Here is a 24,136-nt window from a genome sequence, read left to right as displayed (position 1 = left end):
GCGCAGATTGCCCTGAAATTATGCCGCGCCGGAAATATTGTCATGATATTATTTTCCCAATTGACATGATTTAGCACGTTTCGCATCGTTAAGGGCATAGGCTTCTCCAGAACGGGGACATGGATTGCCCGCGCCCATCATCAAGGTTGATGCGATTTCGAAGAGCTTCGGCTCCTTTAAGGTGCTGGACGGCCTGTCGATGCAGGTCATGCCAGGCGAGAAGCTGGCGCTGATCGGTCCGTCCGGCTCAGGCAAGACGACGATCCTGCGCATCCTGATGACGCTGGAGAAGATCGACGGCGGCCATATCCAGGTCGACGGCGAGCAGCTCTATCACGTGGAGCGCAATGGCCAGTTGCTGCCGGCCGACGAGCGGCATCTGGCCAGGATGCGCCAGAAGATCGGCATGGTCTTCCAGCTGTTCAATCTCTTCCCGCACAAATGCGTCATGGACAATGTGACGCTGGCGCCGATGCTGACCAAGGGCGTCGCGCGCGCCGCCGCCGAGAAGCGGGCGATGGAACTGCTCGACATGGTCGGACTTGCGGACAAGGCGAAGGCGATGCCGGCGCAGCTCTCCGGCGGCCAGAAGCAGCGCGTGGCGATCGCAAGGGCGCTGGCGCTGTCGCCCAAGATCATGCTGTTCGACGAGGTCACCTCGGCGCTCGATCCCGAGCTCGTCGAGGAAGTGCTCAACGTCATGCGCAAGCTCGCTGCCGAGACCGACATGACGATGCTTCTGGTCACCCACGAGATGGGCTTTGCACACGACTTCGCCGACCGCGTGCTGTTCTTCGACCGCGGACGGATCGTCGAGGAAGGCAAGCCCGATGAGATTTTCCGCCATCCCAAACAGGAAAGAACGCAGAGCTTCCTGAAGAAGATCATCGCAGCCGGACATCGCGTCTGACCGCAATGCAGAAGGGCGGCGCAAGCCGTCCACGGGCGGCCAAAAGCCGTCCCGAACCAGGCAAACCAAGAAGACAAACAAGGAGTTGGGAACGATGAAGAAACTTGGCATTCTGGCTGGCGTCGCCGGCCTCGCGATCACCGCGATGTTGCTCGCCCCCGGCGCGCGGTCGGCGGATGACGCCAAGCTGGAGCAGCTCAAGCAGCAGGGCTTCGCCCGCGTCGCCATCGCCAACGAGCCGCCCTATACGGCGGTCGCGGCCGACGGCAAGGTGTCGGGCGCGGCGCCCGACGTGGCGCGCGAGATCTTCAAGCGTCTCGGCGTCAATGACATCGTCGCTTCCATCTCCGAATACGGTGCGATGATCCCCGGCCTGCAGGCCGGCCGCTTCGACGTCGTCACCGCGGGCTTGTTCATGAAGCCGGAGCGCTGCGCGGCAGTCGCCTATTCCGAGCCGGTGCTTTGCGATGCCGAAGCGATGCTGGTGAAGAAGGGCAATCCGAAGGGCTTCAAGAGCTATGAGGACATCGCCAAGGACAGCTCCGCCACGGTCGGCGCGCCCGGCGGCGGCACCGAGGAGAAGCTGGCGCTCAATGCCGGCGTGCCGCGCGATCGCGTCATCGTCGTGCCGGATGGCCAGAGCGGCCTGAAGATGGTGCAGGACGGCCGTATCGACGCTTATTCGCTCCCTGTCCTGTCGATCAACGACCTGATGAAGAAGGCCAACGATCCGAACCTCGAAGTGATCGCGCCGGTGCAGGGCGCGCCGGTCTATTGCGATGGCGCTGCCTTCAAGAAAGGCGACGAGGCGCTGCGCGATGCCTATGACGTCGAGCTCGCCAAGATGAAGAAATCCGGCGAGTTCGCCAAAATCATCGAGCCCTACGGCTTCTCCGCCAAGGCGGCGATGTCGACGACGCGCGAGAAGCTCTGCGCGGCGAAGTAGCTCCTTTGCCTTCTCCCCGCTTGCGGGGAGAAGGTGGCTCGAAGAGCCGGATGAGGAGCGGCGCCAAGTTCTGCAAGGCTGGCTCCGCCCCTCATCTGCCTGCCCATCCTACGCAGCAGCTGCGCTGCAGCTACGGAGGGTAAACCGGCATCTCTGCCTCTCCGAGCGAGGCAGATGGCCAAGCACATCAAATGTTGGGAAACTTCTAGTTTCATGACCCAGTGGTCCGGCTATCTCGGCCTGATATTGCAGGGAGCGCTTGTCACCATCGAGCTGACGCTGATGGGGTCGGTGCTTGCGCTGATCATGGCCTTCCTTGCCGGCATCGGGCGCGTGTCGCGCTTCTTCATCATCCGCGCGTTGGCGACGACCTACATCGAATTCTTCCGCGGCACCTCGATTTTCGTGCAGCTGTTCTGGGCCTATTTCGTGCTGCCCTTCGCCGGCCTGTCGCTCACGCCGCTGCAGGCCGGCGTTCTGGCGCTGGGCTTGAATGTGGGCGCCTATGCGGCGGAAGTCGTGCGCGGCGCCATCCTGTCGGTCGGCCGCGAGCAATACGAGGCCTGCACGGCGCTCAATCTCGGCCGCTGGCAAGGCATGCGCCATGTGATCCTGCCGCAGGCGCTGCTGGTGATGCTGCCGACGTTCGGCAACAACGCGATCGAGCTGCTCAAGGCAACCTCGGTCGTCTCGCTTATCTCGCTCGCCGACCTGACCTTCCAGGCGCAGGTGGTGCGCTCGCAGACCGGCAGCACGCTGATGCCCTTCCTCTCCGTTCTCGTTATCTATTTCGCGCTGGCGCTGATCATCTCCTGGGGCATTCGCACGCTGGAGCGCCGCATGGCGCGCGGCCTCGACGGAGTGCGTGTCTGATGCAATGGGATTGGAACTTCGTCTGGGAGATCATGCCGACCCTGATCCAGGGGGTGAAGATCACCATACTGGCGACGGTGCTCGGCTCGATCCTTGCGGCGATCGTGGGGCTTGGGATCGCGCTGGCGCGGCGCTCGGAGAACCGGATGGTCGCGCGCAGTGTCGGCTGGTTCGCCGAGTTCATCCGCGGCACGCCGCTGCTGGTGCAGCTCTATTTCATCTTCTACGTGCTGCCCGATATCGGCATCCTGCTGCCGCCGCTGGTGGCGGGCGTCATCGGGCTTGGCCTGCATTACGGCACCTACACGGCCGAAGTCTATCGCGCCGGCATCGACAATGTGCCGCGCGGCCAGTGGGAAGCTGCCAAGGCCTGCAATCTGAGCGGCCGCCATACCTGGACGCATATCATCCTGCCCCAGGCGATCCCGCCGATGATCCCGGCTCTGGCCAACTATTTCATCGCTATGTTCAAGGAGACGCCGCTGCTGTCGGCGATCACCGTGCTGGAACTGATGAACCAGGCCAAGAGCGTCGCCAACACCTACTACCGCTACATCGAGCCGATGACGCTGGTCGGCGCCTTCTTCCTCGTCATCAGCCTCTGCTCCGTCGTGCTGTTGCGCTGGCTGGAGCATCGCTACGGCAGGATCGAAAGATGAAAGTCATGAAAGCATTGCCCGAGATCCGCCTCGAAACGGCGCGTCCTACGTTAGACTCGCGTCCGCTGGAAAAGCGTGTCGGCCTGATTGCACTTGCGACCGACCACACCAGCGAAGTGGACTTCCGCCGCATGGTGGCGAGCGAGCGGATCGGCGTCTATGTCGCGCGCATCCCCTATGCCAACCCGACGACACCGGAAAATTTGCGCAAGATGCAGCCGTCGCTTTCGGCGGGCGCGGCGCTCATCCTGCCGGACGAGCCGCTCGATGCGATATGCTACTCGTGCACCTCGGCGTCGGTGGTGATCGGCGACGCCGAGATCGAGCAGGCGATCCATGCAGCCAAGCCCGGCGTGCCCGTCGTCACCCCACCGATGGCCGGCGTGCGCGGCCTGAACGCTTTCGGGGTGAAGCGTATCAGCATCCTGACTCCTTACACCGTTGAGACCAGCCGGCCGATGGCCACCTATTTCGCGGCGCATGGCTTCGATATCCAGAGCTTCTCCTGCCTCGGTTTCGAGGACGACCGCGAGATGGCGCGCATCACGCCGGCGTCCCTGGTCGAGCTGGCGCGCAAGATCACCCATCCGCAGGCCGATGCGCTGTTCGTCTCATGCACCGCGCTGCGCGCCGCGCTCGCGGTTCCAGGCATGGAAAAGGCGATCGGGCGTCCGGTCGTCACCAGCAACCAAGCCAGCGCCTGGAACTGCCTGCGGCTCTGCGGTGACGAGACGCCCCGGCCCGAGTTCGGCCGGCTGTGGACGAAGCCGCTGGCCCAGTGAGCGAAATGCCCGTGATCGAAACGACTGTTGAGCTTCAGCATATTCGCGCGGCGCGCGAACGCATTGCCGGCAAGGTCGAGCGGACCCCCATTGTGCTGTCGCAAAGCCTCTCGGATCGCGCGGGCCGTCCTGTTTATCTCAAGCTGGAGCATCACCAGACCACCGGCGCGTTCAAGCTGCGCGGCGCTTCCAATGCGATCGCAGCATTGAGCGCGGAAGAAAAATTGCGCGGCGTCGTCGCCGCCTCGACCGGCAATCATGGCCGCGCACTGGCGCATGCGGCGAAGCTCGAAGGCATCCGCGCGGTGATCTGCATGTCGAGGCTGGTGCCGGAAAACAAGCTCGACGCCATCCGTCGCCTCGACGCGGATATCCGCATCGTCGGCAACAGCCAGGACGACGCCCAGCAGGAAGTCGACAGGCTGGTGGCGGATGAAGGGCTGGTCATGCTGCCGCCCTTCGACCATCCCGATATTGTCGCCGGGCAGGGCACGCTCGGGCTGGAAATCATGGAGCAGGTTCCGGATGCGGCAAGCGTGCTGGTGCCGCTCTCGGGCGGTGGGCTGGCGGCTGGCGTGGCGGCGGCCGTCAAAGGCATGAGCCCGGGCACCAAGGTCATCGGCATCTCGATGGCGCGGGGCGCGGCGATGAAGGCCAGCCTCGATGCCCGCCGGCCGGTGCAGGTCGAGGAATTGCCGACACTGGCGGATTCGCTCGGCGGCGGCATCGGGCTCGACAACCGGCTGACCTTCGCCATGTGCCGCGACCTGCTGGACGACGTCGTCCTGCTTGCCGAGGACGAAATCGCCGCCGGCATCCGCCATGCGTATGAAGAGGAGCGCGAGATCGTCGAAGGCGCCGGCGCCGTCGGCATCGGCGCGCTGCTTGCCGGCAAGGTCAAAGTGAGCGGCCCCACTGTTCTCATCCTCTCCGGCAAGAACATCGACATGAGCCTGCACCGCCGCATCGTCTGCGGCGAGATAATCGCGGAGCGCGCAGCATGAGCCGCCTAACAATTCTCACCGAGGCGGAGCTTCGCAAGATCGTGACGCTCGATCTGGACGCCGTTGCCTGCGTCGAGAACGCTTTTCGCGCCTTGGCCACGCTGCCGGTGGCGATGCCGCCGATTCTGCGGCTTGACATTCCCGAGCATCGCGGCGAGGTCGACGTGAAGTCGGCCTATGTGCCGGGCATAGACGGTTTCGCCGTCAAGATAAGCTCAGGCTTCTTCGACAATCCGACGCTCGGCCTGCCGAGCGGCGGCGGCATGATGGTGTTGCTTTCGGCCAGGACCGGTGTGGTCGAGGCGCTTCTGGTCGACAATGGCTATCTGACCGATATCCGCACGGCCGCCGCCGGCGCGGTCGCGGCCAGGCATTTGTCGCGGCAAGACTCAAGCGTGGCGGCGATCTTCGGTGCCGGCCTGCAGGCCGGCCTGCAATTGGAAGCGCTGCGTCTCGTCAGGCCGATCGAGGAAGCGCGCATCTGGGCGCGTGACGCCGCCAAGGCTGAAGCCACCGCCGCGCGCCTGCGCGAGAAGCTCGGTATCCTGGTGCGGGCCGAGCCGGATGCGGCGAACGCGGCAGCGGGCGCCGACATCATCGTCACCACCACGCCGTCGACCGAGCCGCTGATCAAGGCCGGCTTCGTCACCGCCGGCCAGCACATCACCGCGATGGGCTCGGATGCCGAGCACAAGAACGAGATCGCGCCGGCGATCCTGCGCATGGCCGATCTCTATGTCGCCGACAGCGCCAAGCAGACGCGGCGCCTGGGCGAACTTCATCACGCCATCGAGGCGGCGGTCTTCGCCGCCGACGCCGAGGTGACGGAGCTCGGCCAGATCATCGCCGGCAGCAAGCCCGGACGGCGCTCGGCCAGCGACATCACCATCGCCGACCTCACCGGCACCGGTGTGCAGGACACCGCGATCGCCGCTTTGGCTCGCGACCGCGCGCGCGCCGCCAATGCCGGGCTCAATTTCGAAAGTTGATGCTGGCCGTCAGGCCCAACAAACGAGGACAACAAAATGCAGCCAAATCTGAAATTCTCGCGGAGCGAATTTGCCGATCGCCTCGCCAAGACGCGAAAAGCCATGGAGGCTAAAGGCGTCGATCTGCTGATCGTCAGCGATCCTTCCAACATGGCCTGGCTGACAGGCTATGACGGCTGGTCATTCTATGTGCATCAGGCCGTCATCGTGCCGCCTTCCGGCGAGCCGGTCTGGTACGGCCGCGGCCAGGACGCCAACGGCGCCAAGCGCACCGCCTATCTCGCGCATGACAACATCATTGGCTACGCCGACCACTATGTGCAGTCGACCGAGCGGCATCCGATGGATTATCTCGCCAGCGTGCTGGCCGAGCGCGGCTGGGACAAGCTCAGCATCGGCATTGAGATGGACAATTACTGGTTTTCGGCCGCCGCCTTCGCGGCGCTGCAGAAGCATTTGCCTAATGCCCGCTTCGCCGACGCCACCGCGCTGGTCAACTGGCAGCGCGCGGTGAAAAGCCCGACCGAGATCGAGTACATGCGCAACGCCGCCCGCATCGTCGAGGCGATGCACCAGCGCATCGTCGACAAAGTAGAAGTCGGCATGCGCAAATGCGACCTGGTCGCCGAAATCTACGATGCCGGCACACGCGGCGTCGCCGGCATCGGCGGCGACTATCCGGCGATCGTGCCGCTCTTGCCGTCGGGGGCGGACGCCTCGGCGCCACATCTCACCTGGGACGATAAGCCGATGAAGGTGAACGAAGGCACGTTCTTCGAGATCGCCGGCTGCTACAACCGCTACCACTGCCCGCTGTCGCGCACTGTCTTCCTAGGCAAGCCGACGCAGGCGTTCCTCGATGCCGAGAAGGCCACACTTGAGGGCATGGAAGCAGGCTTGGCCGCCGCCAAGCCGGGCAATGCCTGCGAGGACATCGCCAATGCCTTCTTCGCCGTCTTGAAGAAATACGGCATCGTCAAGGACAACCGCACCGGCTACTCGATCGGTCTTTCCTATCCGCCGGACTGGGGCGAGCGCACCATGAGCCTGCGCCCCGGTGACCGCACCGAGCTCAAGCCCGGCATGACCTTCCATTTCATGACTGGACTGTGGCTGGATACGATGGGGCTGGAGATCACCGAATCCATTCTCATTACCGACACCGGCGTCGAGTGCCTGGCCAATGTGCCGCGCAAGCTGTTCGTGAAGGACTGAGCTGATGTCCGCTTTGCGTCCGTCGCCGATCGCGCCCACCGTCGACTTCGAGCGCGACGGCGTCCAGCACGGCTTCCTGCGCCTGCCCTACAGCCGGGACGATTCCGCCTGGGGCTCTGTGATGATCCCGGTCTGTGTCGTGCGCAACGGCAAGGGCTCGACGGCGCTGCTCACCGGCGGCAACCACGGCGACGAGTATGAGGGGCCGCTGGCGCTTTACGAACTCGCGCGCACGCTCGATCCGAGAAATGTCTCCGGCACGGTCATCATCGTGCCGGCGATGAACTATCCGGCCTTCCGGGCCGGCACGCGCACCTCGCCGATCGACAAGGGCAACATGAACCGCTCTTTCCCTGGGCGCCCGGACGGCACGGTGACGGAGAAGATCGCCGACTATTTCCAGCGCGAGCTGCTACCGCGGGCGGACATCGTTTTCGACTTCCACTCGGGCGGCAAAACGCTGGACTTCGTGCCGTTCTGCGCGGCGCACACGCTGCCGGACAAGGCGCAGGAGAAAAAGGCCTTCGCCGCGGTCGAGGCTTTCTCGGCGCCGTTCTCGATGCGCATGACCGAGATCGACGCGGTCGGCATGTATGACACGGCCGCCGAGGAGATGGGCAAGGTCTTCGTCACCACCGAGCTCGGCGGCGGCGGGACCTCGCGCGCCGAGACGGTGCGGATTGCCAGGCGCGGCATCCTCAACGTGCTCCGCCATGCCGGCATCGTCGATGGTGCGGTCGAGAAGGGCAGAACTCAGTGGCTCGACATGCCGTCGGGCGACTGCTTCGCCTTCGCCGAGGATGACGGCATGATCGAGACGATGGTCGATCTCGGCGAACCCGTGGAGAACGGCCAGGTTGTCGCGCGCATCCATCCGGTCGGCCGCACCGGGCAGGCGCCGCAGGAGATCAGGGCCAGGATGTCGGGACTGCTCGCCGCGCGTCACTTCCCCGGCCTGGTCAAGGCGGGCGACTGCGTCTCCGTGCTGGCCGTGGCCGTTCAGGAATAATCCTGGCGCGGCGCCCTACTGCACCACACGCTTCTCGAGCTTGCGGGCGAGCGTGCGCCGGTGCAGGCCGAGCCGGCGCGCGGTTTCGGAGATGTTGAAGCCGGTCTCGACCAGCGTTTCGTGGATGCGCTCCCATTCGAGGTTCTTGATCGAGGTGGGGCGGCTGGTGAGCGCAACCGAGACATCGCCCTCGGCGCGGCCGAAGGCGGCTTCGATGTCATCGGTGTTGGCAGGCTTGGCCAGATAATGGCAGGCGCCGAGCTTGATCGCCTCGACCGCCGTGGCGATGCTGGCGAATCCCGTCAGCACGACGATGCGCATCGACGGATTGCGGGCGCTGAGCAGCTTGACGCATTCGAGCCCCGATCCCGCTCCGAGCTTGAGATCGACAACGGCGTAGGCCGGAACCGCCGTTTCCAGCGCGACCAGCAGCGCCTCGCGGTCGTGGCAGACCACGACGTCGTAGTCGCGCTTTTCAAACGAACGTTTGAGCGTCCGCGCGAAGGTCGCGTCGTCCTCGACGACAAACAAGGATCGATCAGGCTTCACGGTCGCCTCCATCGGTCAGCGCCGCCAGAGGCAGCGAAAGGGTAACGCAGCCGCCCTTGGCCATGTTGCGCGCCGAAACGTCGCCGCCGAGCTTGCGCACCACGTTGAACACCAGGAAGAGGCCCAGGCCTCCGCCCGGACGCCCCTTGCTCGACATATAGGGCTGGCCGAGCGTTGCCAGAATATCCTTGTCGAAACCCGGTCCGCGATCCGTGACGGAGAGCACCAGCTTCTCATCCTGCCGCACGGCGGTGACGCCGACCCAATCGTGCGATGCTTCCTGCGCATTGTCGAGCACATTGAAGATCACTTGTTTCAGCGCCGTGTCGGACACGATCGGCTCGTCCGGCTCGAAACCATTGCCGTAGTCCATCTTGATAGGCTGGCGGCTGACGCGCCATTCCTCGACGAGATCGTCGAGGAACCGGCGGATCGTGGTGCGGATGGTGCCCTCGCCCCGCGCCTGACCGGAGGACATGAGGATGCCCGTGACGATGCCTTTGCAGCGCTCGATCTGCGCCTGCATCTCGGCCACGTCCTCGGAAAGCTCGCGGTTGCGCTTGACGCCGCGCATCTGGCGCCAGTCGGACAGGATGACCGATATGGTCGAGAGCGGTGTGCCCAGTTCATGCGCGGCACCCGAGGCCAGCAGCCCCATGCGCACGATGTGATCTTCCTCGGCCGAACGCTGGCGCAGGTCGGCGAGATAGGCGTCGCGTTCGCGCAGGTTGCGGTTGATGCGCGTCATGAAGATCACGATCAGCCCGGCCGCGAGCACGAAGCAGATAAACATGCCGCGCAGATGCAGCGCCAGGAGGTCGCTGCCACCGTGATGCGGGAGCGCGATCGGCTGGAAGACGAAGATGAGGAAGACGAAGCAGGCCGAGGCCGCCACCACGAGGAGCCAGGTCGACCACGGCGCCAGCAGCGCGGCGCCGAGCGTGATCTGCAACAGATAGAGCGACACGAAAGGATTCGAGGCGCCGCCGCTCAGGTAAAGCTGCGTCGTCAGCGCCGCCATGTCGAAGATCAGCGCGACGAAGAGCTGCGCGTTGGAGATGCGGCGGTTGCCGCGCAGGGCGAGCAGGCTGAAGATATTGAGGCCGACGAGAAACAGCACCACGCCCGCCATCTCGGTGAGCGGCAATGGGATGGCGAACCAGTATTGCGTCACCAGGATGGTCAGCACCTGCCCCGCCACCGCCAGCCAGCGCAGTTGGATGAGCAGGAGCAGGTTCTTCCTGTTCGTGACGTCGGCGTTCGAGGCGGCGCCTCCCTGTCCGGTCGGGGGAACTGTCAGGAACGGCTTGTCGTGATGGGGCCTGGCGATCGAGATGCTCATCTCGGCGCTTCCACCTGGAGGCGGTCGGCGAAGACCTGCCTGGCAAGCGCCATCGCCAGCAACCCCGCCAGGGCAAACCAGGTCAAAGCACAGACCAGATGGCTGTTGCGGAAGGTGACGACGGTGAGCCCGCCGCGCGGCCAGCCAGCAGCGCCGGAGGCTTCGGCATCGACGAAATAGGGCGCGACATCGGTCAGGCCGCGCGCCTTGGCGATGGCATCGACATCGCGCGAATACCAGCGATCGGCAGCAGGATCGTTGCGGCGCAGGAAACCGCCGCCGGGCTCGCTGATGCGCAGCAACCCGTCAACCGTCGCCGGCGAGGTGAGCCCGGCATTCTCCCGCTCGAACTCCGCCTTGCGCTCCTGCGGAACGAAGCCCCGGGTGACGAGGACCGTGAAACCTCGGTCGCTGCGCATCGGCGTCAGCACCCAATAGCCGCCGCCAAGCTCGGTCACCGCCTGCACCAGCGTGTTGGCGCTGCCGAGGAAATGCCCGGCCAGGCGCACATGGCGATATTCGTAGTCCGGCGCGCTCAACCCGCTCCAGTCCCGCGGGCCGGGCGCATCGACGACCGGAGCATGGATGCGCTGGTCGACGCGGGCGATCAGGTCGAGCTTCCAGACCCGTCTTTCCAGCTGCCAGACGCCGAGCCCGAGAAACACCAGAACGCCGAAAAGCCCAAGCAGCGCAAGCAAGAATCGCGACGCGGAACCCTTCGAGGCCGAATGAGAGCCGATACCTGCCCGGCTGGTCATATCCTTTGCCTCGACTTTGGCCCTCCCCGCGCCCGACGCGCCCGAAATGGGGTTCATGGCATCTCCCGCATCTCGTGGAGCCCGGGCATCATGTTGGCGTTGAGGTGGTACATTACCCAGAGCGAGCCGCTCAGCACGATGACGACGAGGATCACCGTGAAAATGAGCGCCAGCATCGACCATCCGCCTTCCGAGGCGGGGTTCATATGCAGGAAGAAGACCATGTGCACCACGATCTGCACCACCGCGAAGGCCATGATGATGATGGCCGTGGCCTGCTTGTTGTCGAGGGCGCTGGTCATGACCATCCAGAACGGGATGGCGGTGAGGATCACCGACAGGACGAAACCGATCAGATAGCCCTTCAGCGACCCGTGCGCGGCGCCGCCATGGGTGTGGTCGTGATCGGCATGATCATGAGCGCTCATCTGAGCATCCCCATCAGATAGACGAAGGTGAAGACGCCAATCCAGACGATGTCCAGGAAGTGCCAGAACATCGAGAGGCACATAAGCCGGCGGCGGTTGGCCTTGATGAGGCCGTATCGCGCGACCTGCACCATCAGCGTCAGCATCCAGACGATGCCGAAGGTAACGTGCAGGCCGTGCGTGCCGACCAGCGTGAAGAAGGACGACAGGAAGGCGCTGCGCTGCGGCGTCGCGCCTTCATGGATCATGTGCGCGAATTCGTAGAGCTCGATGGAGAGGAACGCCAGGCCGAACAGCATGGTCACCGCGAGCCAGCCTTGCGTCGCGCCGACGCGGCCCTTGTCCATGGTCAACATGGCAAAGCCATAGGTGATCGAGGACAGGAGCAGCATGGTGGTGTTGACCGCCACCAAACGGAGATCGAACAGGTCCTTCGGCGCCGGACCCGCCGCGTAATTGCCGCCAAGCACGCCAAAGTCCGCGAACAGCATGGCGAAGATCAGGCAGTCGCTCATCAGATAAAGCCAGAAGCCGAGCATGGTGCTGCCGCCTTCGGCGTGCGCGTGCTCCTCTTCCAGGTGGAAGACCGGCTCTGAGCCGGCCGTGATCGCCGTCGATGTCATGCTCAAGCCCTAGCCCCATCGGCGGCGAGGAGCATCGTCCTCGCCTCTTCCGTTTGCGCGATCTCGGCCGCCGGGATGTCGAAGTCGCGATGATAGTTGAAGGTATGGCCGATCGCGGTGGCGATCAGGCAGACGAAGCTCAGCGCCGCCAGCCACCATATGTACCAGATCAGGCCGAAGCCCAGCGCGACGCTGAAAGCGGCGAGGATCACCCCTGTGCCGGTGTTTTTCGGCATATGGATCGGCCTGAAGCCGGAGAGCGGGCGCCGGTAGCCGGCCTTCTTCATGTCCCACCAGGCGTCATTGTCGCGGATGATGGGCGTGAAAGCGAAATTGTAGGCCGGCGGCGGCGAGGAGGTAGACCATTCGAGCGTGCGGCCGTGCCACGGATCGCCGGTGACGTCGACCAGCTCGGCGCGCTTGCGAATGGAGACGAAGATCTGGACCAGGAAGGCGGCGATGCCGCAGGCGATCAGCACCGCGCCGAAAGCGGCGATCAAGAACCAGATTTGAAGCGAGGGATCGTCGAACACGCGCATGCGGCGCGTCACGCCCATCAGGCCAAGGATGTAGAGCGGCATGAAGGCGAACCAGAAGCCGAGCACCCAGCACCAGAACGAGACCTTGCCCCAGAACGGATCGAGCTTGAAGCCGAAGGCCTTGGGCCACCAATAGGCGATGCCGGCGAACAGGCCGAACAGCACGCCGCCGATGATGACGTTGTGGAAATGCGCAATCAGGAACAGGCTGTTGTGCAGCACGAAGTCGGCCGGCGGCACCGCAAGCAGCACGCCGGTCATGCCGCCGACGACGAAGGTGAGCATGAAGGCCACCGTCCACATCATCGGCAATTCGAAGCGGATGCGGCCGCGATACATGGTGAACAGCCAGTTGAATATCTTCGCCCCGGTCGGGATCGAGATGATCATTGTGGTAATGCCGAAGAAGGAATTGACGCTGGCCCCGGAGCCCATGGTGAAGAAGTGGTGCAGCCAGACAAGATAGGACAGGATGGTGATGACTATCGTGGCGTAGACCATCGAGGTGTAGCCGAACAGGCGCTTGCCGGAGAAGGTCGAGGTGACCTCGGAGAAGACGCCGAACAGCGGCAGGATAAGGATGTAGACCTCTGGGTGACCCCATATCCAGATGAGGTTCACATACATCATCGGATTGCCGCCGAAGTCGTTGGTGAAGAAGTTGGTGCCGACATAGCGGTCGAGCGCGAGCAGCGTGAGCACCGCCGTCAGCACCGGGAAAGACGCCACGATCAGCACGTTGGTGCAAAGCGAGGTCCAGGTGAAGACGGGCATGCGCATCATGGTCATGCCGGGGGCGCGCATCTTGATGATCGTGCAGATCAGGTTGATGCCGGACAGGGTCGTGCCGACACCCGCCACCTGCAGCGCCCATATGTAATAATCGACGCCGACATCGGGACTGTAGTTGATACCCGAGAGCGGCGGATAAGCCAGCCAGCCGGTACGGGCGAACTCGCCGACGAACAGCGAGGCCATCACCAGTATGGCGCCGCCGACCGTCATCCAGAAGCTGAAATTGTTGAGGAAGGGGAATGAGACGTCGCGCGCGCCGATCTGCAGCGGCACGACGAAGTTCATCAGCCCGGTGACGAATGGCATCGCCACGAAGAAGATCATGATCACGCCATGGGCGGTGAAGATCTGGTCGTAGTGATGGGCGTTGAGATAGCCCTCGGAGCCGTTGAAGGCGATGGCCTGCTGCAGGCGCATCATGATGGCGTCGGAGAAGCCGCGCAAAAGCATGACGAGGCCGAGCGCCATGTACATGATGCCGATCTTCTTGTGGTCGACGCTGGTGAACCACTCACGCCACAGATAGCCCCAAAGCTTGAAATAGGTGACCGCGCCGAGCACCGCGAGCCCGCCCAACGCCACCACGACGAAGGTGACGACGACGATCGGCTCGTGCAGCGGCAGCGACTCCAGAGTGAGGCGGCCGAAGATGAACTTGGTTAGCGACTCAGGCATCCGCGATCCCTCACAATTCGAAACGCAGCAGGCCGAGCGACGGCGCGCCGGCGTCGGCGCGGCGGCTGCCGGCGCCGGGCGCGAGCAGGCCAACGCCGCGCAGCGGGGAAAGGTCCCTGAGCGGCCAGCCCCTGTCATCGTCATTACGGGCCGCGCGCGAAGCGGCGGCGGCCTCCTCCGCCGTGCAGATGCTTGCGACATAGGACGGATCGTTGCCGAACACCGCCCCTCGACGCGCAAGCTTGTCATATTGCAGCGGCAGGGTGTTTCGCACGCCGGCCAGGCCAAGGCCGCCCTTGGCGTCGATCGACATCATCTCGTTCATGCACATCTTGCCGCGTTCGACGCACAGATTGAGGATCGCGCCATAGAGGTCAGGATCGACGGAGGCATAGTGGCGGACCGGCTCGTTCTCGCTCGGACGTTCGAGCTCGAGATAGGTCTCGCGGCTGAGCGTACCTTGAGCGTTTTTGGTCTGCGCCACCCACTCGCCGAAGGCCTGGTCGGAGAGACCGTGGAACGCAAAGCGCATGCCGGAGAAGCCGGCGCCGCTGTAGTTGGCCGAGAAGCCGGTATAGGTGCCCGGCCTGTTGATGACGGCGTGGAGCTTGGTCTCCATGCCGGGCATGGCGTAGATCTGCCCGGCAAGGGCTGGGATGTAGAAGGAGTTCATCACCGTCGACGAGGTGATGCGGAAATCGATCGGCTGGTTGACCGGCGCCGCCAGCTCGTTGACGGAGGCAATGCCGTAATCCGGATAGATGAACAACCATTTCCAATCGAGCGCGACGACCTCGACCTTGAGCGGCTTGTGGTTCTGCGTGACCGGCTGTCCAGCCTCGATGCGGTCGATGCGCCGATAGGGATCGAGCAGATGGGTGCCGAGCCAGGTGAGCGCGCCGAGGCAGATGATGACGAGCAGGGGCGCGGCCCAGATCACCAGCTCCAGCTTGGTCGAATGGTCCCAGTCCGGCGTATAGGTCGCCGTGGTGCTGGATTGCCGGTAGCGCCAGGCAAACAGCACGGTCAGCGCCATGACCGGCAAGATGATGAGCAGCATCAGCAGGGTCGAGACGACGAGCAGGTCGCGCTGCTGCACTGCCACGTCGCCCGCGGGCGCCAGCACGACCAGATCGCAACCGCTCAGCAGCGCGGCGAGCGGAAAAAGAAGCAAGGCTCCAGATCGTCTCATCAAACGCTGCCCTCGATGGCCCTGCAGCAGGATCTCTGCAGGTTGCGATGCGATATGGACCAACGGCTACTGCCGCGGGCACGGCGACGACATTGGACAATTTGTCCAATGCCGGATTGCTATGGCTTTGGCGAAAGTGTGCACGCATAATTGGATGACGACAACATCGCATCTGGATGACGCATCGGGACGACGACAATCGCGTTCCGAACTTGAGCTCGGTGGCGACGGACAAGATGGCTGAAACTTCGACTGGCGAAACTGACAGCAGGCTGATCGGCTCGCATCACGGCCAGGTCAGCGCGGGCGATATCGCGGTCGGCGTGATCATTGGCAGAACGTCGGAATTCTTCGATTTCTTCGTCTACGCGATCGCTTCCGTGATCGTGTTCCCCAAGCTTGTGTTCCCAACGCACGACCCGCTGGTGGGGACGCTCTACTCCTTCGCCATCTTCGCGCTTGCCTTCATCGCCCGCCCGTTCGGCACCGTGCTGTTCATGGCGATCGACCGCGCCTATGGCCGCGGCGCCAAGCTGACGATCGCGCTGTTCCTGCTCGGCACCTCGACCGTCGCCATGGCGTTCCTGCCCTCCTATGAAGACGTCGGCGCGGTCGCCGCCTGGCTGCTGGCGCTTACCCGATTCCTGCAGGGCCTTGCGCTTGGCGGGACCTGGGACGGGCTGCCCTCGCTCCTGGCGCTAAATGCGCCGCAGAACCGGCGCGGCATCTATGCGATGATCCCGCAGCTCGGCGCGCCGATCGGCCTCATCGTGGCCAGCTCGCTGTTTGCCTTCTTCGTTGCCAACCTCTCGGCCGAAGATTTCTTCGCCTGGGGCTGGCGCTACCCCTTCTTCGTCGCATTCGCCATCAATGTCGTGGCGCTGTTTGCCAGACTGCGCATCGTGGTGACGCCCGAGTTCTCGAAACTCTACGAGAGCGGCGACCTGCAGCCGACCCGCATCAGGGACATGATCCGCACGGAAGGCCGTAACGTCGTCGTCGGCGCCTTCGCGCCGCTGGCGAGCTTCGCCCTGTTCCACATGGTGACGGTGTTCCCGCTGTCCTGGGTGTTCCTGTTCACCAATGAAGGGCCGGAGCGGTTCCTGGTCATTGAAGCGGTGAGCGCGCTGTTCGGCATCGCGGCGATCGTCGCATCAGGCCCGCTAGCCGACCGCGTCGGACGTCGCGCCCTGCTCGGCGGCGGCGCCGTCGCCATCGCCGCATTCAGCGGCTTTGCCCCGCAGCTCCTCAATGGCGGCACGGTCGGCGAGACGGTGTTCATGGTGCTGGGCTTCATCCTGCTGGGCCTAAGCTTCGGGCAATCCTCGGGCGTCGTCGCATCGAGCTTCTCGCGCCGGCACCGCTATACGGGCTCGGCCGTGACGTCGGACCTCGCCTGGATGTTCGGCGCAGGCTTCGCGCCGCTAGCCGCGCTGCTGCTGGCCGGTACCTTCGGCCTCATCGCCGCCGGCGCCTATCTGCTTTCAGGCGCCGCCTGCACGCTGATCGCGCTCTGGATCGACACGCAGGCACGCCAGGCCGACTGAACGAGCAGCAGGCTCGGTTTGCGGCCGCTAACTGCGATCAGACCTGGTAAAAATCCCGATACCATTCTACGAAGCGCGGGACGCCGATCTCGATCGGGATGCTGGGCTTGAAGCCGGTCACCTCTTCGAGCGAGGTCACATCGGCGAAAGTTGCCGGCACGTCGCCCGGCTGGAGCGGCATCATATTGCGGATGGCCTTGCGCCCAAGCGCTCCTTCCAGCACGTCGATCAGCCGATTCAGCTCGGTGGGCGAGCTGTCGCCGATGTTGTGGATCCTGAACGGTGCATTGCTTGTCGCGGGATCCGGCGCAGCATTTGTCCAATCGGGATTGGGCGTCGCGGGATGATGCATGACGCGGACCACCCCCTCGACGATGTCGTCGATATAAGTGAAATCGCGCTGCATGTTGCCATGGTTGAAAACGTCGATCGGCTGGCCGGCGAGGATGGCCTTGGTGAAGATGAACAAAGCCATGTCGGGCCGTCCCCACGGACCATAGACGGTGAAGAAGCGCAGGCCCGTCGTCGGCAGCCCGAACAGATGGCTGTAGGTGTGGGCCATCAGCTCGTTCGCCTTCTTGCTGGCGGCATAGAGGCTGAGGGGATGGTCGGCGGAATCATGCACCGAGAACGGCATGCGCGTGCTTCCGCCATAGATCGAGCTCGACGACGCATAGACGAGATGGCCGACCGAGGCCTGCCTGCACCCTTCCAGGATGTTGAGGAAGCCGTTGAGATTGCTTTGCGCGTAGACATGCGGATTGATCAGCGAATAGCGAACGCCCGCCTGCGCGGCGAGATTGACGACGATCTCCGGCGCGGCCGAGGCAAAGACCGCCGAGATGCCATCGCGGTCGGCGAGATCGACATGCTCGAAACGAAAGTTGGCGAACCCTTTCAGCCGCTCCAGCCGCGCCTGTTTGAGCGTGACGTCGTAATACTCGCTCATGGAATCGAGGCCGACAACCTGCCGGCCTTCGGCGAGCAGCCTCTGGCAAAGGTGAAAACCTATGAAGCCGGCTGCGCCGGTGATCAGGATCGGCCTGCTCGACGTCAATGCATACCCCTAACGCTGCAGTCCAAGGCCAGTCGAAAGCTTGCAACTTGTATGGCAGGCTGGCGATGAATTCAACGATACGCTTTCTTCCGCCGCTCCAATGATGCCGCCCCCTGCGGCCGTTTCCGCCGGGGTAAGACCGGCGGAAATGTGATCTCAAGCCAACGCTGATATGCGAGCGTGATCAGCGGTCGAGCCCTTCCGCCCGGAATGAGATTGCGCGCATAGCCCGGAGTGGGGATCTGGTTTACTTGGTGATCCCTGTTCCTTGAGGCAAACTGCTACCCGGGCCGTCAGGAGGAGACATGAGAGCACGCGCGGCGACGGTCGGAGACCTCGAAGATGTTTTCCGCGGCCTGTCCAAGCGAATGTCGGACGAATATGTGGCGGCCGGCAAGGACAGCAAAAGCGCCTATGACAATCTGATGATGAACCTGAAGGAAGGCCGGGCGCATGCGCTCGCGCAGGACGACAGGACGGTTGCGATCATCGCCTGGCACGAGCACGCGGACGCCGCCGATACGCTCTTTGCCGCGCATGAGGATTTCTTCAACGCCGCGACGGTCCGCTTCTGCAAGCGGCATATCCGCCATGTCCAGGCGCTCGCCGGCAATCTTCCCATACATTCGCGCAGCTGGCTGGACAGGCCCGACGTCGCGAAATGGTTCCGCGTGATCGGCTATATCGACCGGGGGCGGGAGAACGGCGCCACCCTGTTCGAGCTGCCGCCAGCCGCAAACGGCTGAAAGGCCGCGAACGACGCCCACGCCTGCCGCAGCCCCTCTCGTCAGAGGCCGAACCAGCGCGACCTCCTGCTTGCGCCGAACATCTCCTTGTCGGCACGAAGCGTGAACGAAGGCTCATAGTAGTTGCCGGTCGGCGAGGGACCCGAGAAGAAGTCCACCTCGACCTTGCCGATGCGCCCGCCGCCAAATTCGATGTAACAGGTGCCGAAGCCGTCATAGAGCGTGCCGTTTCCGCTGCCACGCAGCTTGGCGACGAGTGCTGAGGCAACGGCGCGCGCGGCACCTTCGGCGAAGACGCCGGCCTTGGGCGTCCCGGTGTTGGCGCCGTCACCGACCGCGTAGACATTCTCGTATTTCGTCTCGAGCGTGCGCGGGTTGACCGGGATCCAGCCGTTCTCCGACATGCCGCTTTCCAGCACGACCGGCGGCACGCGATGTTTGGGGACGCCGAGGAAAAGGTCGAAAGGCATTTCGGTGCCGTCGTCGAGCACCGCCACGTTTCGGCTATTGTCGACCGAGGCGATGCGACGGCTGGGAATGAACTTGATGCCGCGCTCGGCGAAAGCCGCAAGCAGCGCCTTCGAGGTATCGGGTGACGGCGGCACCGGGCTGCCGAGCGGCAGCACCAGCGATATCTCACAGGCCTCGCGCACGCCTTGCCGCACCAGATAGTCATGCAGCATCAACACGCATTCGCTCGGGGCCGGCGGGCATTTGTAGGGCGCGCCGCAGACGCCGACCATCGCCCTGCCTCTCTTGAAGCCCGGCAACACGTCGCGCAGCCGCTCCGCGCCGGCAACCGAATAGAACTCGTTGGTGCCCGACAGCCCAGGCGTAGCGTCGAAATCATATTCAGCGCCAAGCGCGACAATCAGATAATCGGCATCGTAGACACCGTCGTCGTCGGTGGTGACACGGCGCCTTTCTGGATCGATCGCGGTGATGGTGCGCCTCAGCAATTTCACGCCGGGCTTGGCGTAACGGTTGTAGGGCAAGCGGACCGCCTCCGCCGCCTTCAGGCCGAACATCACGTCGAGTTTCGAAAAGCCGAACACGAAGGCGTCGCTCTTGTCGATGAGCGTGACATCGATGCCGTCGCCCATTGCCTCGGACAGCAGCGTCGTCAGTTCCAGGCCGCCAAAGCCCGCTCCCAGGACGACGATGCGCGGTTTGCTTGCAGTGCTCATCTCGGTTCCCCACGTCTTGGCGCGATGCAGAAGCGCCGGATTTGAATTTGCTCACTGTCTTTCGGTTGTGTGGCGGCGGGGATGTGTCTCTCACGTCCTCGCCGCCGATGCCCGTCGCCTCAGACCTCGATGCCTGACCTGTCAGGTCAGCACAGGTTGCGGCACGATGCGGATATAGGGTTTCGGTTCCTTCCAGCCCTGCGGATAGAGCTGCTTTGCTTCATCGTTCGACACCGAACCGGCGATGATGACGTCGTCGCCGGGCTTCCAGTTCACCGGAGTCGCCAGGCGATGCTTGGCCGTCAGTTGCAGGGAGTCGACGACGCGCAGCACCTCGTCGAAGTTGCGGCCCGTCGTCATCGGGTAGGATATGACGAGCTTGATCTTCTTGTCGGGGCCGATGACGTAGACGTTGCGCACCGTCTGGTTGTCGGCTGCGGTGCGCCCGTCGGCGCTGTTGCCGGCCGACGCCGGCAGCATGTCGTAAAGCTGCGAGACGGCCAGCGTCGGATCGCCGATCATCGGGAAGTTCGGCGCCATGCCTTGCGTCTCGGCGATGTCCTTCGCCCAGCCGGCATGCTTCTCGACCGGGCCGACGGACAGGCCGATGACCTTGACGCCGCGCTTGTCGAATTCGGGCTTCAGACGCGCCATATAGCCGAGCTCGGTCGTGCAGACCGGCGTGTAGTCCTTCGGATTGAGAAGAGGATGCCCCAATCCTTGCCCAGCCATTCATGGAAGGAAATCGGACCCTCGGTGGTGTCGGCCATGAAGTCGGGGGCGATATCTGCGATACGGAGTGACATGGTTGTGTTCCTTTCGGGTTGGAATTCGATTGCGGCGCTAAATTAGGAAATCTATGTTCCGCCAGCGTTCCCCGACGACGGCCGCCCGGTGATGGCTTCGGCGGCGGTGCCCTTTGTTCCGGACGGTGTATGCATGCGCGTTTCGATCCACCTCCTCGGCCGGTTCGCCGTCAGCGTCGATGACCGGGTGGTCCCGGCGGCCGAGTGGCGGCGCGACCGCGCCGCGGCTTTGGTCAAGCTGCTTGCCTTGCGGCCTGGACATCGCGCCCACCGCGAGCAGATCATGGAGACCTTCTGGCCAGACGCGGACCCCGACGCCGCCGGCGCCAGCCTGCGCAAGGCGGTCCATTTCGCACGCCGCGCGCTGGGCAGCCACGACCTGATCGACGTGAGCAACGATATCGTGGCGCTCGCCCCCGATGTCGAACTGGCGATCGACACCGAGAGCTTCGAGACCGCCACGAAGGCCGCCCTGCGAGGCGGCGACAGCCGGGCCTTCGCACACGCCACCGACCTCTACGGAGGCATGCTCCTGCCCGACGATCTGTTCGTCGAATGGCTGGAAACTCCGCGCGCGCAACTGCAGCAGCGCTATAGCGACCTCCTGCGCGCCGGCAATCTCTGGCAGCGACTGATCGCGCTCGACCCGGCCGACGAGCAGGCGCAATGCGCGCTGATGCAGGCAGCACTCGATGCCGGCAACCGCGTCGAAGCGATCCGCCAATTCAATCAGCTTCGCGACAATCTGCATGCCGAGCTCGGCGTCGGGCCGACCGCCGCCACCATCGCGCTCTACGAGAAGGCCTTGGCTCTGTCCGGCACGGAGATCGTCAGCCCGGTGGAGCAGATACGCACATCGCTCGCCTGGGGCTGGTGCATCTGCAAAGCGGCGAATTCGACAAGGCAAGCGAAATTGCCCGGCGCACGCGCGACCTTGCACTCGGCGCCGACCTGCCGCGCGAGGTCGGCGAGTCCAGCGCGCTGCTGGGCATCGCATCGATGATGCAAGCCCGGTGGCCGCAACTGTTCCGGTCCGAATTCATCGAATGGGTCCGCGCCAAACCCTCCTTCGTTCAGCATGTCTTCGATGGTCATCTCTGCCTTTCCGAATTCTGCCTGTGCAGCGCGAAAGGCCACGCCGAGGTCGCGGGACTTGCCCGGGAATTGCTCAGCGTGGCCGAGGAGGCCGGATCGAGTGCGGGCCGCGGTCTCGCTTGCCTGCTGCTTGGGGAGGCCTCGCTTTTCTCGGGCGATCTCGACAGCGCCGAAGGCTTCCTCACGACGGCGGAACAATTGCTTCAGGAGGCGGATGCGGTAGCGGGCCGCGTGCTTGCAATCGAGCGACTGGCCGAGATCGCGCTAGAGCGCGGCCAAAGGTGGCGCGCCGGCCGTCTCATCCGCCGCGGCCTGGCGGATGCGGAGCGATCCTGGCTTTCCCCGCACCTGATCATGCGCATGCAGGCGCTGGCCGTGCGCGCCGCGTCAACACCCAAGATGGTGGCCGAGGAAATCCTCGCCGGCGACCGGCTGTTGACGCCAGGCGCTTGCCAACCCTGCTCGATGGCGTTGCGCACCGCATCGGCAATAGCGCTTGCCGAAGCCGGCGACCTGGAACAAGTGGACCGCCGCCTGAACCGAACGTATCGCCGGCATGTGGCAGGGTGGCCCTTGGGCCGCGGCGCTTTGGGAGGCACGCGGCGTGCAGCGGCGGGCGCAGAACAAGGAAGTGCGCGCGCTGGCCGCCTTCGAGGAGGCGGCAGGCCGCTACGAGGAGCTCGGGCGGCCACGCGACCAGGCACGCTGCCTCGCACGCATGAGCCCCGGCGGCTGATGCCCGGTATTGGCTCGCGCGTAGCCCAGGCCTCCGCATGAAAGGCGTCTTCCCGGCAACGGCGACTTGCACAGAGCATTGTTTGGCGGAATTGTAGAAAAGGCAGCCGGCGAGCCGGCACGCCGGATGGGGTTTGGCTGCTGGAAATCGGGATGTTGCGCGTCTGCCTGGCTTTTGTCGCCATCGCTGCCCTGACGAGACCGTCAGGGGCGGAACCGCGCTCGTCCCATCTTTTCGACCGGTCCGACCTCGCCGCAGCCTATTCGGGCCAATCCGATCTCCTCACCGCATACACGACCGGCATGGCGCGCTACCGGCTTCAATATTCGGGCTCCGCGGCCCAGGCCGGTTTGGCCGCGCCGCTCGAGCCTCGCCTGCTGCGGCCCGAATTCCAGCAACGGACATGGCGCTCGGCGGACGGCAGCCTGCTGCAGGGATTTGGCGGCAAAGGCGGCTTCCGCTTGACGATCGGCAACTGCGTGACCCGCATATGCACGGCCAGCGAGTGCAGCGAAGCCGGCTGGCCGCTCTATGCTTGCAGCGACGGGCGCAAGCGCAAGATGTCGGTTAACAGCTTCGTGACGGCAACATTCGACGGCGTCTCTTACTGGCGGCTAAGCGCGCCGCAGGAGTGACGTTGGACGGCCCGAAGCAGGTGACGGAGCCGCTTGCGCCCATGTCGTCAAGCGTGGCATCGGTTGCGCGTTTTGAGGCGATCGAAGACAACGATAGTGGCACGCCAACACGACAGACGATCCGCAACCGCAAAAGTCAGCCTCGCCCGAGCGCTCTCCAAGCTTGGCTTCTGCTCGCGCACGCAGGCCGAGCATCTCGTCGTCGAAGGGCGGGTGCAAGTAAACGGCAAGACGGTGCGCGATGCCTTGCTGCGCATCGATCCCGACCGCGACCGCATCGGGGTCGACGGCGAGCGCATCGTTGCCGAGCGCAAAGTCTATCTGATGCTCAACAAGCCGCGCGGGCTGGTCACGACCCGCGACGATCCCGAAGGCCGCGGCACGGTCTATGACTGCCTGGCAGGGCTCGACCTGCCCTTCGTGTCGCCGGTCGGCCGGCTCGACAAGGCGAGCGAAGGGCTGCTTTTGCTGAGCAACGACACGCGCTGGGCGAACGGACTGCTCGACCCCGCCTCGCATGTCGCCAAGACCTATCACGTGCAGATCGCCGCCGCGGCCGACGAGGCGATGCTGGAGCGCTTTCGCCAGGGCGCCGTCGTCGATGGCGAGTTGCTCACGGCGAGCTCGATCGCGCTGTTGCGCAGCGGCGGGCGGACGGCCTGGCTGGAGATCGTGCTCGACGAAGGACGCAACCGGCAGATCCGCAGGCTGCTCGGCGCTTTCGACATCGAGGTGCTGCGGCTCATCAGGGTGGCGATCGGCCAGTTGCAACTCGGCGAGGTTGCCAAGGGTCAGGCGCGGCATCTGACGAGCGAGGAATTGGCGATGCTTTCAGCGTAGGCCTCGACCCCAATGGCTGCGCCCGAACTGCGTCATCCACGGGCGGAGCGGGAGCGAAGCGGACGCGTAGACCCGAGGATCCTGTGTGTTGGTTCTGGTGTATGGTTGAAGTGGGAAGGAGACCGAGTGGATCCTGGTCGTCCTTTCGGACAGGCCGTGGCATGGCCCGGTCCCTTCCCACCGGTGAACCATCAACCTG

The 24,136-nt window shown here is 64.4% G+C and carries 23 protein-coding genes and 1 pseudogene; 14 read left to right on the top strand and 10 right to left on the bottom strand.

What is annotated here, in order from left to right; genetic code table 11:
* Positions 1-124 precede the first annotated feature (124 nt).
* From ehuA to doeB, 9 genes are all read left to right on the top strand, one after another.
* The gene (gene ehuA, locus O7A05_RS24520; protein WP_337095497.1) at positions 125-910 is read left to right on the top strand and encodes an ectoine/hydroxyectoine ABC transporter ATP-binding protein EhuA; all 786 of its coding nucleotides are present in this window, start codon (positions 125-127) and stop codon (positions 908-910) included.
* A gap of 94 nt (positions 911-1,004) precedes the next feature.
* On the top strand, positions 1,005-1,856 hold the full coding sequence (ehuB, locus tag O7A05_RS24515; RefSeq protein ID WP_140687920.1) for an ectoine/hydroxyectoine ABC transporter substrate-binding protein EhuB: 852 nt from the start codon (positions 1,005-1,007) through the stop codon (positions 1,854-1,856).
* Positions 1,857-2,069: 213 nt separating this feature from the next.
* Complete coding sequence (gene ehuC, locus O7A05_RS24510; protein WP_337095496.1) at positions 2,070-2,729, top strand: ectoine/hydroxyectoine ABC transporter permease subunit EhuC; 660 nt, start codon at positions 2,070-2,072, stop codon at positions 2,727-2,729.
* The gene (gene ehuD / locus O7A05_RS24505; RefSeq protein WP_337095495.1) at positions 2,729-3,388 is read left to right on the top strand and encodes an ectoine/hydroxyectoine ABC transporter permease subunit EhuD; all 660 of its coding nucleotides are present in this window, start codon (positions 2,729-2,731) and stop codon (positions 3,386-3,388) included. The genes ehuC and ehuD overlap by 1 nt, the downstream gene beginning before the upstream one ends.
* A gap of 5 nt (positions 3,389-3,393) precedes the next feature.
* Complete coding sequence (gene eutA / locus O7A05_RS24500; protein WP_337095573.1) at positions 3,394-4,170, top strand: ectoine utilization protein EutA; 777 nt, start codon at positions 3,394-3,396, stop codon at positions 4,168-4,170.
* 5 nt (positions 4,171-4,175) lie between these two features.
* Entirely contained in the window at positions 4,176-5,174 is a 999-nt protein-coding gene (gene eutB / locus O7A05_RS24495) for a hydroxyectoine utilization dehydratase EutB (protein ID WP_415927050.1), read from the top strand.
* A complete protein-coding gene (locus O7A05_RS24490) occupies positions 5,171-6,163 on the top strand; it encodes a cyclodeaminase (RefSeq protein WP_337095493.1) in 993 nt (330 codons plus the stop codon). The genes eutB and O7A05_RS24490 overlap by 4 nt, the downstream gene beginning before the upstream one ends.
* Before the next feature lie 36 nt (positions 6,164-6,199).
* A complete protein-coding gene (gene doeA, locus O7A05_RS24485) occupies positions 6,200-7,378 on the top strand; it encodes an ectoine hydrolase DoeA (protein WP_337095492.1) in 1,179 nt (392 codons plus the stop codon).
* Between the two features lie 4 nt (positions 7,379-7,382).
* Positions 7,383-8,387, top strand: a complete 1,005-nt coding sequence (gene doeB, locus O7A05_RS24480; RefSeq protein ID WP_337095491.1) for a N(2)-acetyl-L-2,4-diaminobutanoate deacetylase DoeB — start codon at positions 7,383-7,385, stop codon at positions 8,385-8,387.
* Between the two features lie 15 nt (positions 8,388-8,402).
* Here the strand turns inward: doeB and O7A05_RS24475 are convergent, their stop codons facing one another.
* The 7 genes from O7A05_RS24475 to cyoA are packed head-to-tail and all read right to left on the bottom strand — an operon-like array spanning position 8,403 to position 15,288.
* A complete protein-coding gene (locus O7A05_RS24475; protein WP_337095490.1) occupies positions 8,403-8,936 on the bottom strand; it encodes a response regulator transcription factor in 534 nt (177 codons plus the stop codon).
* On the bottom strand, positions 8,926-10,278 hold the full coding sequence (locus O7A05_RS24470; protein WP_337095489.1) for an ATP-binding protein: 1,353 nt from the start codon (positions 10,276-10,278) through the stop codon (positions 8,926-8,928). The genes O7A05_RS24475 and O7A05_RS24470 overlap by 11 nt, the downstream gene beginning before the upstream one ends.
* Entirely contained in the window at positions 10,275-11,036 is a 762-nt protein-coding gene (locus tag O7A05_RS24465; RefSeq protein WP_337095572.1) for an SURF1 family protein, read from the bottom strand. The genes O7A05_RS24470 and O7A05_RS24465 overlap by 4 nt, the downstream gene beginning before the upstream one ends.
* A 53-nt stretch (positions 11,037-11,089) precedes the next feature.
* Positions 11,090-11,464, bottom strand: a complete 375-nt coding sequence (cyoD, locus tag O7A05_RS24460) for a cytochrome o ubiquinol oxidase subunit IV (RefSeq protein ID WP_337095488.1) — start codon at positions 11,462-11,464, stop codon at positions 11,090-11,092.
* On the bottom strand, positions 11,461-12,087 hold the full coding sequence (gene cyoC / locus O7A05_RS24455; RefSeq protein ID WP_337095571.1) for a cytochrome o ubiquinol oxidase subunit III: 627 nt from the start codon (positions 12,085-12,087) through the stop codon (positions 11,461-11,463). Before cyoC ends, cyoD begins: the two co-directional genes overlap by 4 nt.
* Positions 12,088-12,089: 2 nt before the next feature.
* Positions 12,090-14,096, bottom strand: coding sequence for a cytochrome o ubiquinol oxidase subunit I (gene cyoB / locus O7A05_RS24450; protein WP_337095487.1), 2,007 nt, complete (start codon positions 14,094-14,096; stop codon positions 12,090-12,092).
* A gap of 10 nt (positions 14,097-14,106) precedes the next feature.
* A complete protein-coding gene (gene cyoA, locus O7A05_RS24445) occupies positions 14,107-15,288 on the bottom strand; it encodes a ubiquinol oxidase subunit II (RefSeq protein WP_337095486.1) in 1,182 nt (393 codons plus the stop codon).
* A gap of 236 nt (positions 15,289-15,524) precedes the next feature.
* On the opposite strand from cyoA, the gene O7A05_RS24440 reads away from it, so the two are divergent.
* Complete coding sequence (locus tag O7A05_RS24440) at positions 15,525-16,835, top strand: MFS transporter (protein ID WP_337095485.1); 1,311 nt, start codon at positions 15,525-15,527, stop codon at positions 16,833-16,835.
* A 37-nt stretch (positions 16,836-16,872) separates the two neighbouring features.
* Here the strand turns inward: O7A05_RS24440 and O7A05_RS24435 are convergent, their stop codons facing one another.
* Entirely contained in the window at positions 16,873-17,892 is a 1,020-nt protein-coding gene (locus O7A05_RS24435; protein WP_337095484.1) for an NAD-dependent epimerase, read from the bottom strand.
* A 305-nt stretch (positions 17,893-18,197) separates the two neighbouring features.
* On the opposite strand from O7A05_RS24435, the gene O7A05_RS24430 reads away from it, so the two are divergent.
* Positions 18,198-18,638, top strand: a complete 441-nt coding sequence (locus O7A05_RS24430; protein ID WP_337095483.1) for a hypothetical protein — start codon at positions 18,198-18,200, stop codon at positions 18,636-18,638.
* Between the two features lie 41 nt (positions 18,639-18,679).
* Here the strand turns inward: O7A05_RS24430 and O7A05_RS24425 are convergent, their stop codons facing one another.
* Positions 18,680-19,825 (bottom strand): NAD(P)/FAD-dependent oxidoreductase, encoded by a 1,146-nt coding sequence (locus O7A05_RS24425; RefSeq protein ID WP_337095482.1) that lies wholly within the window; start codon positions 19,823-19,825, stop codon positions 18,680-18,682.
* Positions 19,826-19,966: 141 nt separating this feature from the next.
* A pseudogene (locus O7A05_RS24420) lies at positions 19,967-20,631 on the bottom strand (peroxiredoxin).
* A 133-nt stretch (positions 20,632-20,764) separates the two neighbouring features.
* On the opposite strand from O7A05_RS24420, the gene O7A05_RS24415 reads away from it, so the two are divergent.
* The 3 genes from O7A05_RS24415 to O7A05_RS24400 all read left to right on the top strand — a co-directional run bounded on the left by O7A05_RS24415 (position 20,765) and on the right by O7A05_RS24400 (position 23,937).
* Positions 20,765-21,634 (top strand): AfsR/SARP family transcriptional regulator, encoded by an 870-nt coding sequence (locus tag O7A05_RS24415; RefSeq protein ID WP_337095481.1) that lies wholly within the window; start codon positions 20,765-20,767, stop codon positions 21,632-21,634.
* Positions 21,635-22,614: 980 nt separating this feature from the next.
* A complete protein-coding gene (locus tag O7A05_RS24405; RefSeq protein ID WP_337095480.1) occupies positions 22,615-23,097 on the top strand; it encodes a hypothetical protein in 483 nt (160 codons plus the stop codon).
* A gap of 96 nt (positions 23,098-23,193) precedes the next feature.
* Positions 23,194-23,937, top strand: a complete 744-nt coding sequence (locus tag O7A05_RS24400; RefSeq protein WP_337095479.1) for a pseudouridine synthase — start codon at positions 23,194-23,196, stop codon at positions 23,935-23,937.
* The last annotated feature ends 199 nt before the right edge of the window (positions 23,938-24,136 follow it).

It is taken from the genome of Mesorhizobium argentiipisi (SeqCode), assembly GCF_037179585.1.
Lineage (GTDB): Bacteria > Pseudomonadota > Alphaproteobacteria > Rhizobiales > Rhizobiaceae > Mesorhizobium > Mesorhizobium argentiipisi.
Note: the sequence above shows the minus strand (reverse complement) of the source record. Positions and strands in the feature narration are given on the sequence as shown.

Excerpts from the sequence above, each read along its gene's own strand:
- cyoC (WP_337095571.1), bottom strand. The coding sequence starts at position 12,087 with ATGACATCGACGGCGATCACGGCCGGCTCAGAGCCGGTCTTCCACCTG.
- doeA (WP_337095492.1), top strand. The coding sequence starts at position 6,200 with ATGCAGCCAAATCTGAAATTCTCGCGGAGCGAATTTGCCGATCGCCTC.
- O7A05_RS24415 (WP_337095481.1), top strand. The coding sequence starts at position 20,765 with ATGCGCGTTTCGATCCACCTCCTCGGCCGGTTCGCCGTCAGCGTCGAT.
- O7A05_RS24465 (WP_337095572.1), bottom strand. The coding sequence starts at position 11,036 with ATGACCAGCCGGGCAGGTATCGGCTCTCATTCGGCCTCGAAGGGTTCC.
- O7A05_RS24430 (WP_337095483.1), top strand. The coding sequence starts at position 18,198 with ATGAGAGCACGCGCGGCGACGGTCGGAGACCTCGAAGATGTTTTCCGC.
- cyoA (WP_337095486.1), bottom strand. The coding sequence starts at position 15,288 with ATGAGACGATCTGGAGCCTTGCTTCTTTTTCCGCTCGCCGCGCTGCTG.
- O7A05_RS24405 (WP_337095480.1), top strand. The coding sequence starts at position 22,615 with ATGTTGCGCGTCTGCCTGGCTTTTGTCGCCATCGCTGCCCTGACGAGA.
- O7A05_RS24425 (WP_337095482.1), bottom strand. The coding sequence starts at position 19,825 with ATGAGCACTGCAAGCAAACCGCGCATCGTCGTCCTGGGAGCGGGCTTT.
- O7A05_RS24470 (WP_337095489.1), bottom strand. The coding sequence starts at position 10,278 with ATGAGCATCTCGATCGCCAGGCCCCATCACGACAAGCCGTTCCTGACA.
- eutB (WP_415927050.1), top strand. The coding sequence starts at position 4,176 with ATGCCCGTGATCGAAACGACTGTTGAGCTTCAGCATATTCGCGCGGCG.
- cyoB (WP_337095487.1), bottom strand. The coding sequence starts at position 14,096 with ATGCCTGAGTCGCTAACCAAGTTCATCTTCGGCCGCCTCACTCTGGAG.
- eutA (WP_337095573.1), top strand. The coding sequence starts at position 3,394 with ATGAAAGCATTGCCCGAGATCCGCCTCGAAACGGCGCGTCCTACGTTA.
- ehuB (WP_140687920.1), top strand. The coding sequence starts at position 1,005 with ATGAAGAAACTTGGCATTCTGGCTGGCGTCGCCGGCCTCGCGATCACC.
- doeB (WP_337095491.1), top strand. The coding sequence starts at position 7,383 with ATGTCCGCTTTGCGTCCGTCGCCGATCGCGCCCACCGTCGACTTCGAG.
- O7A05_RS24440 (WP_337095485.1), top strand. The coding sequence starts at position 15,525 with ATGGCTGAAACTTCGACTGGCGAAACTGACAGCAGGCTGATCGGCTCG.
- cyoD (WP_337095488.1), bottom strand. The coding sequence starts at position 11,464 with ATGAGCGCTCATGATCATGCCGATCACGACCACACCCATGGCGGCGCC.
- ehuD (WP_337095495.1), top strand. The coding sequence starts at position 2,729 with ATGCAATGGGATTGGAACTTCGTCTGGGAGATCATGCCGACCCTGATC.
- ehuC (WP_337095496.1), top strand. The coding sequence starts at position 2,070 with ATGACCCAGTGGTCCGGCTATCTCGGCCTGATATTGCAGGGAGCGCTT.
- O7A05_RS24490 (WP_337095493.1), top strand. The coding sequence starts at position 5,171 with ATGAGCCGCCTAACAATTCTCACCGAGGCGGAGCTTCGCAAGATCGTG.